General features: G+C 56.8%; 10 protein-coding genes and 1 other annotated feature. Of the genes, 4 read left to right on the top strand and 6 right to left on the bottom strand.

Annotation, left to right across the window (positions count from 1 at the left end; translation table 11 throughout):
• Positions 1-3: 3 nt before the first annotated feature.
• The 4 genes from V6940_RS14765 to V6940_RS14750 all read right to left on the bottom strand — a co-directional run bounded on the left by V6940_RS14765 (position 4) and on the right by V6940_RS14750 (position 5,579).
• On the bottom strand, positions 4-2,355 hold the full coding sequence (locus V6940_RS14765) for a beta-glucosidase (protein WP_333496374.1): 2,352 nt from the start codon (positions 2,353-2,355) through the stop codon (positions 4-6).
• 18 nt (positions 2,356-2,373) lie between these two features.
• Positions 2,374-3,735, bottom strand: a complete 1,362-nt coding sequence (locus V6940_RS14760; RefSeq protein WP_333496373.1) for an MFS transporter — start codon at positions 3,733-3,735, stop codon at positions 2,374-2,376.
• Between the two features lie 181 nt (positions 3,736-3,916).
• Positions 3,917-4,843 (bottom strand): 23S rRNA pseudouridine(2605) synthase RluB, encoded by a 927-nt coding sequence (rluB, locus tag V6940_RS14755; protein WP_333496372.1) that lies wholly within the window; start codon positions 4,841-4,843, stop codon positions 3,917-3,919.
• A gap of 244 nt (positions 4,844-5,087) precedes the next feature.
• Complete coding sequence (locus V6940_RS14750) at positions 5,088-5,579, bottom strand: GNAT family N-acetyltransferase (RefSeq protein ID WP_333496371.1); 492 nt, start codon at positions 5,577-5,579, stop codon at positions 5,088-5,090.
• 97 nt (positions 5,580-5,676) lie between these two features.
• Here V6940_RS14750 and V6940_RS14745 point away from each other — a divergent pair, with 97 nt between their 5' ends.
• Positions 5,677-6,588: a LysR family transcriptional regulator gene (locus V6940_RS14745; RefSeq protein WP_333496370.1), complete on the top strand. Its 912-nt coding sequence runs from the start codon at positions 5,677-5,679 to the stop codon at positions 6,586-6,588.
• 39 nt (positions 6,589-6,627) lie between these two features.
• On the opposite strand, the gene V6940_RS14740 is transcribed toward V6940_RS14745, so the two are convergent.
• Both V6940_RS14740 and rnm read right to left on the bottom strand, forming a co-directional pair.
• A complete protein-coding gene (locus V6940_RS14740) occupies positions 6,628-7,248 on the bottom strand; it encodes an L-threonylcarbamoyladenylate synthase (RefSeq protein WP_185666021.1) in 621 nt (206 codons plus the stop codon).
• Complete coding sequence (gene rnm / locus V6940_RS14735) at positions 7,245-8,126, bottom strand: RNase RNM (protein ID WP_333496369.1); 882 nt, start codon at positions 8,124-8,126, stop codon at positions 7,245-7,247. The genes V6940_RS14740 and rnm overlap by 4 nt, the downstream gene beginning before the upstream one ends.
• A gap of 167 nt (positions 8,127-8,293) precedes the next feature.
• Positions 8,294-8,386 (top strand) — a sequence feature (Trp leader region).
• Positions 8,387-8,420: 34 nt separating this feature from the next.
• Between rnm and V6940_RS14730 the strand changes: the two genes are divergently transcribed.
• The 3 genes from V6940_RS14730 to trpCF are packed head-to-tail and all read left to right on the top strand — an operon-like array spanning position 8,421 to position 12,940.
• Complete coding sequence (locus V6940_RS14730; protein WP_333496368.1) at positions 8,421-9,983, top strand: anthranilate synthase component 1; 1,563 nt, start codon at positions 8,421-8,423, stop codon at positions 9,981-9,983.
• Positions 9,983-11,578, top strand: a complete 1,596-nt coding sequence (trpD, locus tag V6940_RS14725) for a bifunctional anthranilate synthase glutamate amidotransferase component TrpG/anthranilate phosphoribosyltransferase TrpD (RefSeq protein WP_220440568.1) — start codon at positions 9,983-9,985, stop codon at positions 11,576-11,578. The genes V6940_RS14730 and trpD overlap by 1 nt, the downstream gene beginning before the upstream one ends.
• 3 nt (positions 11,579-11,581) lie before the next feature.
• On the top strand, positions 11,582-12,940 hold the full coding sequence (gene trpCF, locus V6940_RS14720) for a bifunctional indole-3-glycerol-phosphate synthase TrpC/phosphoribosylanthranilate isomerase TrpF (protein ID WP_333496367.1): 1,359 nt from the start codon (positions 11,582-11,584) through the stop codon (positions 12,938-12,940).
• Positions 12,941-12,948: the final 8 nt, after the last annotated feature.

Raw genomic sequence — 12,948 nt, 5'->3', positions numbered from 1 at the left:
CCGTTATTGGGGTTCAGCCAGCACGGCGTTTAGCTCATCGCGGTCGATGTCCAGCGCCAGGAACTCGGTCAGCGCAATCAGCAGGCCGCAGAACAGATCCGGGGCCAGGCGAATCAGCTTTTCTCGTACCTGCTCCGGCGGCAGCTGGCTCTTATCGGCAATCAGCTGTACTACGCGAGCAAAGGCTTTCGGTTGCTGAATCAGCTGCTGTAACGAGTTATCGTCACGCAGTGGCACATAGCGGGCCGGGCAATTTACCGTAAACGTCGCGCTCAGCGGCAGGTCGCGGGAAGAACCACCAATATGTACCTGCCAGTTCCCCGGTGTTATCACCCAATCGCCAAGACCAGGATGGTAGCAAGCCAATTCGCTAATCGGTAGCTGCAGGCTGACGCGTTGGGTCTCACCCGCCGCAAGGGCTATCTTATCAAACCCTTTCAGTGCACGGACTTCACGGATCAATTCACCCTCCGGTGCAGAAACGTACAGCTGCACAATCTCTTTGCCGTTTACCGCGCCGATATTGCTTAGCTCAAAGGTAACGGTGAGCGTGTCATCTGCGCCAAGCGTCTCCGCCGACAATGACAGGTTGCGGTAGCTAAATTGGGTATAGCTTAAGCCGAATCCAAACGGGAAGCGTGGCGTCAGGCAGCGTTTATCGTAGTAGCGATAGCCAACAAATAACCCTTCACCGTAGTGATGGCGCAGGTTTTCGCCAGGGTAGTTCAGCCAGGCTGGCGTCTCTTCCAGAGTGTTAGGCACGGTCACCGTTAGCTTGCCGCTTGGGTTACGCTGCCCGAACAGAATTTCTGCCACCGCACGCCCCATGCCCTGCCCGGCAAAGAAGGTTTCCAGCAGCGCTTTGCATTCACCAAGCCATGGCATCACCACCGCATCACTGTTCGCCAGCACCACCACCACGTTGGGCTGTACCGACGCCACTTCGCGAATCAGCCGCTCATGCACCGCCAGAATATTCAGATCGTGACGGTCGCCGTTCTCACCGTCTTCACCCACCGCCGTGCTGACGAAGATCACCGCTACATCGGCCTCCTGCGCCACCGCTTTCGCCTGCGTCAGCGCAGCTTCGTCACTCTGCAGGTCGTCCGGTGCGCCGACGGCCCAGCTTACGCTGAATGCTTCACCGGCAAGGTCGAAAATCTCATCCAGCGGACGGTCAAGCAGATACGGCACCGTAGTCGCGCAGCCGGATCCCTGAATCACTGGCTCCTGCGCCGGTTTACCCAGCACGGCGATACGCGGTGTCTTCTCCGGACGCAGTGGCAGGAGATTGTCGTCATTTTTCAGCAGAACGATAGATTCCGCCGCCAACTGCTGTGAAAGACGGTGATGTGCGGAGAAATCGGCCTGAGTACCTGAACGGCGGTGGCGCTGTACTTTGTCCAGCAGCTCAAGCATTCGCAGGCAGGCGCTATCGACCACCGACATTGGCACCTCGCCCGCGTTGATGGCCGCCAGCAGCGTCTGCTTATCGCGGCGAGTTTCCGGCATTGCCAGATCGTTCCCCGCCATCAGCGATGCAGGACGATCTTTAATACCGTACCAGTCGGACATCACCAGGCCATCATAGCCCCACTCATCGCGCAGCACCTGCGTCAGCAGGAACGGGTCCTGCGAAGTCTGCACGCCGTTCAGGCGGTTATAGGAGGACATCACCGTCCACGGCTGCGATTTGGCAATCGCCCGCTGGAAGCCCGCCAGGTAAATTTCCCGCAGTGCGCGCTCTTCAATAATGGAGTCCATTTCGGTGCGGCGGTATTCCGAGTTGTTGGCCGCAAAATGCTTCAGGCTGGCGCCCACGCCCTCATCCTGTAAGCCGTTGATAAGCGCAGCAGCAATATCGCCGCTTACTACTGGATCTTCGGCATAGTATTCGTAGCCGCGCCCCGCCAGCGGCGTGCGGCGAATATTAATCCCCGGCCCCAGTAAAATCCCGACGCCCATATGCTGGCATTCGCGTCCTAGCGCCTGGCCCATCTGATAGACCAGATCAATATCCCAGCTACAGGCAAGGCTTGAGCCGTTAGGGAAACAGGTGGCCGGTAGCGAGGCGCTGAACAGCGCTTCACTGCCCCCTTTCGCTGCCGGTTCTTCGGCGTTAGCGCGGTCGGCGGTTTGGGTGATCACGGAGATAAAATCATCCATGCTCCACTTTTCGTTGCCGTCTATCTGCGCGCTGCTGTAACGCACGCCGTAGGTACCGTCGGTCATCACGATATCGTCGATGCCGTGCTGCGGCAGGCTCGCCGTGCGCCACAGCCCACTGCCGGTCAGCAGCGCCACTTTCTCTTCTGCATTCATTGCCGCAATAAGCGTTTTAAAATCACGATTCATTTCTCTGGCTCCCTGAGGTTAAAGCGCGTTCTGCTTGCGCAGGCTAATTTTCTGCACGATGTCGCGGTAGGTTTTTTCATCCAGCGAGTAGCTGGCAACGAAGATGGCGCTAATCGCAAACATGGCGCCTGGGAACAGCGTCATCAGAATATTGATGCCGCTCAACGCGTCGGCACTAATATTGGCAGCGTCATAGTGGTAATAATCCAGCATCCACCCAGCGCAGCCGCCGCCGATGGCCATCGCTATTTTGGTAATAAAGTTGAAGAAGCCGTAAATAGCGCCTTCCGTGCGCACGCCGTGATGCCATTCAGCATATTCCACGGTATCGGCAATCATTGACCACATGGCGACAAATCCCATGCCCAGCGTAATACTGAACAGGCACACTCCAGTCATGATCAGCCAGATATTATTACCGGCAACGAAATACTGCATCAGCACGCCCAGCACACCAATCAACAGCGCCACCAGCGTCATTTTCTTTTTGCCGATAACGGCAATCACTTTCTCTGAAACCACCGTCCCCAAAATATAGGCGGCGGACTGAATCATAAAGAACGAGGCGGTAAAACCTTCATTGCCAATGATGTACTTAATAAAGTAAATCGCGATCGCCATCCACACGGTGTAGGCGATATAAAAGAAGACGGTAAATAACGACAGGTTAATCAGCGGCGCATTGCCCATCACCGCGCGGAACATTTCACGCAGCGTCGGCGCCGGCGCGTCTTCCTCTTCCCCCACGCGCTCTTTGGTCATGCCAAAGCAGGCAAGGAACAGGAACGTCGCCAGCAGCGCAAAGCAGGAGACGGCAAAGACGTAGCCCAGCTGTTTGTCGTCAAACGGCGAAATCAGAATATCCGCGGTGGTTGAGACAATCAGGTAGCCGACAATCGCCATCACAAAGCGGTAGACCGACAGCGACGAACGTGAGGCCTCGTGCTGGGTTAACCGGTTGGTCAGCGCCGAATACGGCGTGTTGACCGCGGTGTACGCCAGGCAGTAGATAGTGTAGGAGCAGAGCGCGAACCAGAATTTGGCTTCGCCGCCAAACGGCAGGAAGCACAGTACGGTTAACAACCCCAGTGGCACCGAGCCATATAATAACCACGGACGCAGCTTGCCGTAGCGGCTGTGGGTTTTATCAATGGCAAAGCCAATCAGGATATTAAAAATCGCATCAACGACTCGCGCAATAACAAAGATCAGGCTCGCCTGAACCGCGCTAATACCGTAAATATTGGTGTAGAAGAATAATAAAAAGAGAGAGACAAAACCGAAGGATAAATTAGAGGCAAAGTCACCGAAGCCGTAGCCAATCTTTTCTTTAACGCCGATAACCACATAGCTTGCCGAGAGTTTTTGAGTTGTATCCATTTCGGGCTACCTGTTTGAGTAATCTGTGGCAACAGTATATGGCGAGGGTTATTTTATCACTTTGCGTTCTTTGTCCGGGGAATTCCTGTTTTTTGTCTTTATAAAGAAGTGTGAATGGCATCACAGGAGGATATTAACATGGGGGAAGTATTCCGGCGGAAGCCCGCCGGAACTGACGTCGTTAGCCTTTCGGGTTATTACGGGTGCTGGAACGACGGTTATTATTGTTGTTGCCGGTATTACCACCCGTCGTGGTATGACGCTTCACCGCGCGACGAATCTGGTTCGCCTTCATGCGACGACGGTCTTTTTCTACCGCCACTTTCGACGTGGTTTCGGCCGGCAGTTCTACCAGCTCACGCAGGTAGTTGGTCTGCGCCAGATCCAGCTCGGTATAACCACCGCGCGGCAGGCCTTTTGGCAGCGGGATGTCACCGTAGCGAACGCGGATAAGACGGCTCACCTGCACGCCGACTGCTTCCCACAGACGACGAACTTCACGGTTACGGCCTTCGGTCAGGGTCACGTTGTACCACTGGTTGATGCCTTCGCCGCCGCTGAATTTGATGGTTTTGAATGCCGCCGGGCCATCTTCCAGCTGAACGCCACGGGAGAGCTGACGCACTTTCGTGTCGTCCACTTCGCCGAATACGCGCACGGCGTATTCACGTTCAACTTCACGGCTTGGGTGCATCAGGCGGTTTGCCAGCTCACCGTCAGTGGTGAACAGCAGCAGGCCGCAGGTGTTCACGTCCAGACGACCAACGGCAATCCAGCGTGCGCCACGCAGCTTCGGCAGACGGTCGAATACGGTCGGGCGACCTTCCGGGTCGTTACGCGTACACAGCTCGCCTTCCGGCTTGTAGTACGCCAGTACGCGGCAGATTTGTTCTACGGATTCTTTGACGGAGATGAGGTGCCCGTCGATACGAATTTTGAGGCCGGGGATCACTTCAACGCGATCGCCCAGTTTGGCGATTTTGCCGTCCACGCTAACGCGGCCCGCTTCAATAATCGTTTCAATTTCACGACGGGAGCCGTGGCCGGCGCGTGCCAGCACTTTTTGCAGTTTTTCGCTTTTATCGCTTTTAACGCTTTTATCGCTCATAGAGCTTCCTTCCGGTGTCGCCTTCACAGGCGTCTTAGAGACTTCATCAGCAACGCGGGATATCAGCACCGGGTTGCATAAGGAGGCAGGCAGCGGCGTTTTTTTCGTGACGCAGGCTACCCACCCAAAATGGTGACCGCACATACTACACGAATTTTAGGAGAAAAGGGCAGCTTGTTCCTGCCCTTTTGTTTCACTTTATCGGCCCTCGCGGCGAAAAGAAGTCTGATGGCGCGGTAATACGCTAAATCCCCTGCACCATTTCAAACCACTCCTCCCCACCGTGCGTCGAGTCAGACTTTTTAAGGAACTGATAGCCGAAGCGTTTATACATCTCAAGATACTGCGCTTTACACATCAGGTAGATGGCCGTTTTGCCCTGCTCGCGCATATGTTCGATAAACGCCTGCATCAGCGCGGTGGAAAGGCCTTTACCCTGGTAGTCAGGGTGCAGCACCACCGACATAATCACCGCGTTCGGCGCCTGCGGGTCATGGCCCACCAGCTCTTTGAACGCTTCATCCGACATCACCACCTCCCAGGCGCAGCCTGCATTGATAAAGCCGATGATGTCGCCATCGTGCTCCATGCACAGGAAGCCCTGTGGATAGCGGGCGATGCGAATGGCAATTTTCTCCCGCGTTGCCGCTTCATCTGCCGGATAGGCTGCGGATTCAATTTCATAACAACGGTCGATGTCGGACGGAGTGGCCTGACGGAAAGTAGCGTGTGACACAATGCCTCCAGAGATACGGTGTTCAGTTGATGGTCGCTATTCTAGCGCCAGCGTGATATGAATACGCTGCATTCTTTTCAACGGTAAAATGAATATCATGCATCGCAATCTTCGTCTGCTGGATCTTAATCTACTGCTGGTCTTCGACGCCCTCTATCGCCATCGCCGGGTGGCCGAAGCCGCCAGCGAGCTTGCCATGAGCCCTTCAGCATTCAGCCACGCATTAAGTCGCCTGCGTAGCTCACTCAACGATCCGTTATTCAGCCGTCAGGGTAGCCAGATGCAGCCGACGCCACGCGCCGAATCGCTGTTTCCTGCCATTGCCGGAGCATTATCGGCGCTGAACGGCGAGTTGGGTCAGGCCGATCATTTTCAGCCTGAAACCAGCAACCAGACCTTCACCTTTGCCGCCACCGATTACACCGCCGCGGTATTTTTCCCCGAGTTGATATCCCGGCTTCAGGCCTGCGCGCCCGGCATTCGTACGCGGATTGTCTATTCCCGCGAATATGACGCGCTGGAAGAACTGCTGACCGGCAGAGTCAATTTCGCCATCGGTTTTGAGGAAGAGAACGTGCAGCCCCGCCACGGCTTAGCGTCGCTGGAGCTGTTTACCGACGATTATGTGGTGGCGGTGCGCAAAGGCCACCCGTTGGCGCACGAGACGCTGACGGCAGAAACCTATTTGCAGCTGGGTCACGTGGTGGTCAGCCCGTGGAACGAGCACCATCGGCCCATTGATAGCTATCTTGCCTCGCGCCACGTGAGCCGCCGTACGGTGGTGGAACTGCCGAGCGTGATGTCGGCACCGTTTATCGTCAGCCGCACGGATCTGGCCATCACGCTACCGCGACGCGGGGTGCACCAGCTTTTTGATACCCGCCAGCTCACCCTGCACACGCCGCCGTTCCCTATTCCGCCCTACACCCTGAAAGTGTATTACCGCCCGGCGAGCGGACAGGCAAAAGCGCAGCAGTGGATGCTGGAGCAGATAAGTCAGCTGGAATAGAAGAAGTACCCGGCGAGGAGGCCGCCGGGTCAGAAAGGATCAGAGAAACGGTTTGACGTCGCCAACGCCTTCACGCACCACGACCGGGGAATCTTCGGTCAGGTCGATAACGGTAGTCGGCTGTTGGCCGAGGTAGCCACCGTGGATGATCAGATCCACCAGCTTCTCCAGACGATCTTTAATCTCTTCCGGGTCGGATTCAGTGAAATCACTGCCCGGCAGCATCAGAGAGGTCGACAGCATCGGTTCGCCTAAGGTTTCCAGCAGCGCCTGAGCAATCGGGTTTGACGGCACGCGCATCCCGATGGTCTTACGCTTTTCCTGTAGCAGGCGGCGCGGCACTTCTTTGGTCCCCTTCAGGATGAAGGTGTAGTTGCCCGGCGTGTTGTTTTTGATTAAGCGAAACGCCACGTTATCGACGTAGGAGTAGGTCGACAGCTCGGACAGGTCGCGGCACATCAGCGTAAAGTTGTGGCCGTCCGGCAGATGGCGGATGCGGCAGATACGCTCCATCGCGCCTTTGTCTTCAATTTTGCAGCCCAGCGCGTAGCCGGAGTCGGTTGGGTAGACGATGACGCCGCCCTTACGCACAATCTCGACCGCCTGGTTAATCAGACGCGCCTGCGGGTTATCCGGATGGATATAAAAAAACTGACTCATGCTTCCCTCTCAGTTGAATTCTGCGGCTGCTCCCAGCGCTGCCAGACACCCTCGACGCCTGCGGGTAACCACAGTTTGCGGCCCAGTTCAATCCACGGGCAGGGCTGATGGAAATCCGACCCTTGTGACGCCAGTAAACCGTATTCGCGGGCATAGGTGGCAAGCTGAGCGCGCTCGTGAGGCGCTTGCTGACACTGGGCGACTTCCATCGCATCGCCACCGTGTTCGCTAAAGTGTGCCAGCAGTCTTTTCAGCCACTTGGCGGACAAATTGTACCGCCCCGGATGGGCTAATACCGCTACCCCACCCGAATGATGAATGACATCAATAGCTTCCTTTATTGTACACCACTGCGGCGGAACGTATCCGGTTTTCCCACGTGCGAGGTACTTTTTAAAAACGTCGCCAATATTACTCGCTTTGCCCTGCTCGACGAGGAAACGCGCGAAGTGCGCCCGCGTCACCGCCCCGCCATCGGCATACTTCTGCGCGGCCTCCCAGGCGCCGGGGATATGCGCTTTTTCCAGCCGCTCGGCGATCATCACCCCACGCTGCTCGCGGCGCGCTATCTGTGCGCTTAAAAACGCGGTGAGCGCCGGATTAGCAATATCAATATTCAGGCCAACAATATGAATCTCGTGGTTTTCCCACAGGGTCGAGATTTCTACGCCGCTAATCAGCGTCAGCGGCAAACCGGCGCGGGCGATTTCCGCTCGCGCGGCAGGAATGGCAGCGACAGAATCATGGTCGGTGATCGCCAGCGTGCCTACGCGGTTTTCCAGCGCACGATGCACCAGCGCTTCCGGCGTCAGTCGTCCGTCGGAGGCGACCGTGTGGCTATGCAGGTCATAAATGATGGCGTATTCGTTGTCGCTCAAAACAGCTCCCATTGGACTACCTATAAGGATTCGCGGCCTATCATAACGGCATTGCGTGAAATTCTAAAATCAGGGGTTGACTTTGCCCTCTCGAACTAGTTAACTAGTACGCAAGTTCACTTAGTAGAAGGTATCTCAAAATGACGCATAAAATCATTGCTCTGCACGGCGGTTGGTGGCGTACTTCCCAGTAGGGCGGAGTCATCACGTCTGCGTTATGCATACAGATACCCGGCCCGCCAATGAGCGGGCTTTTTATTAAGTAAAAATTATTCAGAACAGGCGAGAACAACGATGCAAACACAAAAACCTATGCTCGAGCTTCTGACCAGTGACGCGATTTACCGTGAAAATCCCACCGCGCTGTTCCATCAGCTGTGCGGTGCACGCCCGGCGACGCTGCTGCTTGAATCAGCCGACATTGATAGCAAAAACGATTTAAAGAGCCTGCTGCTGGTCGATAGCGCGCTGCGCATCACCGCGCTGGGTGATACCGTCACCATTCAGGCGCTGTCCGATAACGGTGCCTCTCTGCTGCCGCTGCTTGATGCCGCGCTGCCAGCGGGCGTTGAAAACAACCGCCAGCCAACCTGCCGCGTTCTGCGCTTCCCGGCGGTGAGTACGCTGCTGGATGAAGATGCTCGCCTGTGTTCGCTGTCAGTGTTCGACGCCTTCCGCCTGTTACAAGAGCTGGTGACCGTTCCGCAAAACGAACGTGAAGCGATGTTCTTCGGCGGCCTGTTTGCCTACGACCTGGTCGCGGGTTTCGAAGATCTGCCGCAGCTGGAAAGCGACACCAGTTGCCCGGACTACTGCTTCTATCTGGCCGAAACGCTGTTGGTGATTGACCACCAGACCAAGAACACCCGTATTCAGGCCAGCCTGTTTACACCATCAGAATCAGAAAAAGACCGCCTGCAGCAGCGTATTGCTCAGGTTCGCCAGCAGCTGAACGAGCCGCCATCCGCGCTGCCGGTGCATGAAATTAGCACCATGCGCTGCGAAACGAACCAAAGCGACGAAGCGTACGGTGACGTAGTGCGTAAGATGCAAAAAGCGATTCGCGCCGGGGAAATCTTCCAGGTAGTACCGTCTCGCCGCTTCTCGCTGCCTTGCCCTTCTCCGCTCGCCGCCTACGACGTGCTGAAGAAGAGCAATCCAAGCCCGTATATGTTCTTTATGCAGGACAATGATTTCACCCTGTTCGGTGCCTCACCAGAAAGCTCGCTGAAGTATGATGCGACCAACCGCCAGATTGAGATCTACCCGATTGCCGGTACCCGCCCACGCGGCCGCCGCGCTGACGGCTCGCTGGATCGTGACCTCGACAGCCGCATTGAGCTGGAAATGCGTACCGACCATAAAGAGCTCTCTGAGCATCTGATGCTGGTTGACCTGGCGCGTAACGACCTGGCGCGTATCTGTACGCCGGGCAGCCGCTACGTGGCAGACCTGACCAAAGTTGACCGTTACTCCTTTGTAATGCACCTCGTCTCCCGCGTGGTTGGCGAGCTGCGTAAAGACCTCGACGTGCTGCACGCCTACCGCGCCTGCATGAACATGGGCACCCTGAGCGGCGCGCCGAAAGTGCGTGCGATGCAGCTGATTGCTGCCGCTGAAGGTAAACGTCGTGGTAGCTACGGCGGCGCGGTGGGTTACTTCACCGCCCACGGCGACCTCGATACCTGCATCGTTATCCGCTCCGCGTTCGTTGAAAACGGCATTGCGACCGTTCAGGCAGGTGCTGGGGTGGTTCTGGATTCCGTTCCGCAGTCTGAAGCCGACGAAACCCGTAATAAAGCTCGTGCGGTTCTGCGCGCCATCGCCACCGCTCATCATGCACAGGAGATTTTCTGATGGCTGACATTCTGCTGCTCGATAACATCGACTCCTTTACTTACAACCTGGCAGATCAGCTGCGCGCAAACGGCCACAACGTGGTGATTTACCGTAATCACGTGCCAGCACAGACCTTAATTGAGCGTCTGGGCACCATGGATAACCCGGTGCTGATGCTCTCTCCTGGCCCCGGAGCCCCGTCTGAAGCGGGCTGTATGCCTGAACTGCTGACCCGCATGCGTGGCAAACTGCCAATTATCGGCATCTGCCTCGGTCATCAGGCCATTGTTGAAGCCTATGGCGGCTACGTCGGTCAGGCAGGCGAAATCCTGCACGGCAAGGCCTCCAGCATTGAACACGACGGCCAGGCAATGTTTGCCGGCTTAAGCAACCCGCTGCCGGTGGCGCGCTACCACTCATTGGTAGGCAGCAACATTCCGGCCGGTTTAACCATCAACGCCCATTTCAATGGCATGGTGATGGCAGTACGTCACGACGCAGACCGCGTCTGCGGCTTCCAGTTCCACCCGGAATCGATTCTGACCACGCAAGGCGCTCGCCTGCTGGAACAAACGCTGGCGTGGGCGCTGCAAAAGCTGGAGCAGAGCAATACGCTGCAGCCGATTCTGGAAAAACTGTATCAGGCCGAAACCCTGACTCAGCAGGAAAGCCATCAGCTCTTCTCCGCCGTGGTGCGCGGTGAAGTGAAACCAGAACAGCTGGCCGCCGCGCTGGTGAGCATGAAAATTCGTGGTGAGAGCCCGAATGAGATTGCCGGTGCCGCCACCGCCCTGCTGGAAAATGCCGCACCGTTCCCACGTCCGGACTATCCGTTTGCCGATATCGTTGGCACCGGCGGGGACGGCAGCAACAGCATCAACATCTCCACCGCCAGCGCCTTTGTCGCCGCCGCGTGTGGGCTGAAGGTTGCTAAACACGGTAACCGCAGCGTCTCCAGTAAGTCTGGCTCTTCTGACCTGCTTGCCGCTTTCGGCATTAATCTCGATATGAATGCCGACAAATCACGTCAGGCGCTGGATGAACTCGGGGTGTGTTTCCTGTTTGCACCGAAGTATCACACTGGTTTCCGCCACGCCATGCCGGTTCGCCAGCAGTTGAAAACCCGCACCCTGTTCAACGTGCTGGGGCCGCTGATTAACCCAGCGCACCCGCCGCTGGCGCTGATTGGCGTCTACAGCCCGGAGCTGGTGCTGCCGATTGCTGAAACCCTGCGCGTGCTGGGTTACCAGCGTGCCGCCGTCGTTCACAGCGGCGGAATGGATGAAGTGTCGCTGCACGCGCCAACGGTCGTCGCTGAGCTGAATGAGGGCGAAATTAAGAGCTACCAGCTGACCGCCGATGACTTTGGCCTCAAGCCTTATCATCAGGCTGAACTGGCCGGTGGCACGCCGGAAGAAAACCGTGACATTCTGACGCGCTTGCTACAAGGTAAAGGTGAAGCGGCCCATGAGTCCGCGGTGGCGGTCAACGTCGCCATGCTGATGCGCCTGTACGGTCATGAAGACCTGAAAGCCAACGTACAACAAGTGCTGGATGTTCTGCACAGTGGTGCAGCCTACGACCGCGTCACCGCATTAGCGGCAAGAGGATAAGAAATGCAGACCGTATTAGCAAAAATCGTTGCCGATAAAGCGATTTGGGTAGAAGCCCGCAAACAGCAACAACCGTTAGCCTCGTTCCAGAACGATGTACAGCCAAGCCAGCGCAGCTTCTATGATGCGCTGCGCGGCACCCGCACCGCGTTTATTCTGGAGTGCAAAAAAGCCTCTCCATCGAAAGGGGTGATCCGCGATGATTTCGACCCGGCGCGCATTGCTAACGTTTATAAGCACTACGCTTCGGCGATTTCCGTACTGACCGATGAGAAGTATTTCCAGGGCAGCTTCGACTTCCTGCCTATCGTCAGCGGCATCGCGCCGCAGCCGATTCTGTGCAAAGACTTTATTATCGATGCCTACCAGATCTACCTGGCGCGTTTCTACCAGGCTGACGCCTGTCTGCTGATGCTCTCCGTACTGGACGACGAGCAGTATCGTCAACTGGCGGCAGTCGCTCATAGTCTGAACATGGGCGTGCTGACCGAAGTCAGCAACGAAGAAGAGCTGGAGCGCGCAATTGCGCTGAAGGCAAAAGTTGTGGGTATCAACAACCGCGACCTCCGCGATCTCTCTATCGATTTGAACCGCACTCGCCAGCTGGCACCGCGTCTGGGCCACGATGTCACGGTGATCAGTGAATCCGGCATCAATACCAACGCACAGGTTCGTGACCTGAGCCACTACGCCAACGGCTTCCTGATTGGTTCGGCGATGATGGCCTACGATGACCTGAACGCCGCCGTTCGCCGCGTCCTGCTGGGCGAAAACAAAGTCTGCGGGCTGACCCGCCCGCAGGATGCGCTGGCGGCCTATGAAGCCGGTGCTATCTACGGCGGCCTGATTTTTGTGCCAACCTCACCGCGCGCGGTAAACGATGCGCAGGCGCGTGAAGTGATGAATGGCGCCCCGCTCGCCTACGTGGGCGTGTTCCGGAATACCCCAACGACCGAGGTCGTGGAACGTGCGACGGCATTACAGCTGAAAGCCGTTCAACTGCACGGCAGCGAAGACCAGGCTTATATCGATGCCCTGCGCGCCGAACTGCCTGCCAGCGTGCAAATCTGGAAAGCGCTGAGCGTCGCCGACACGCTGCCACCTCGTGACCTCAACCATGTCGATAAATACGTGTTCGACAACGGTCAGGGCGGTTCCGGGCAGCGTTTCGACTGGGCACTGTTACAAGGTCAGGATCTGAGCAACGTGATTCTGGCCGGTGGTTTAAGCGCAGATAACTGCGTAGAAGCGGCCAAAAGCGGCTGCGTCGGGCTGGATTTCAATTCAGGCGTAGAGTCACAGCCGGGTATTAAAGATGCCAGCAAATTGGCCTCGGCATTTCAAACGCTGCGCGCATATTAAGGAGCAAT

The sequence above is a fragment of the Kluyvera sp. CHPC 1.251 genome, assembly GCF_036759945.1.
In the GTDB taxonomy this organism is placed as follows: domain Bacteria; phylum Pseudomonadota; class Gammaproteobacteria; order Enterobacterales; family Enterobacteriaceae; genus Kluyvera; species Kluyvera sichuanensis.
This window is presented reverse-complemented; position numbering and strand designations above follow the sequence as displayed.

Excerpts from the sequence above, each read along its gene's own strand:
- V6940_RS14745 (WP_333496370.1), top strand. The coding sequence starts at position 5,677 with ATGCATCGCAATCTTCGTCTGCTGGATCTTAATCTACTGCTGGTCTTC.
- V6940_RS14760 (WP_333496373.1), bottom strand. The coding sequence starts at position 3,735 with ATGGATACAACTCAAAAACTCTCGGCAAGCTATGTGGTTATCGGCGTT.
- rluB (WP_333496372.1), bottom strand. The coding sequence starts at position 4,843 with ATGAGCGATAAAAGCGTTAAAAGCGATAAAAGCGAAAAACTGCAAAAA.
- V6940_RS14730 (WP_333496368.1), top strand. The coding sequence starts at position 8,421 with ATGCAAACACAAAAACCTATGCTCGAGCTTCTGACCAGTGACGCGATT.
- trpD (WP_220440568.1), top strand. The coding sequence starts at position 9,983 with ATGGCTGACATTCTGCTGCTCGATAACATCGACTCCTTTACTTACAAC.
- trpCF (WP_333496367.1), top strand. The coding sequence starts at position 11,582 with ATGCAGACCGTATTAGCAAAAATCGTTGCCGATAAAGCGATTTGGGTA.
- V6940_RS14740 (WP_185666021.1), bottom strand. The coding sequence starts at position 7,248 with ATGAGTCAGTTTTTTTATATCCATCCGGATAACCCGCAGGCGCGTCTG.
- V6940_RS14765 (WP_333496374.1), bottom strand. The coding sequence starts at position 2,355 with ATGAATCGTGATTTTAAAACGCTTATTGCGGCAATGAATGCAGAAGAG.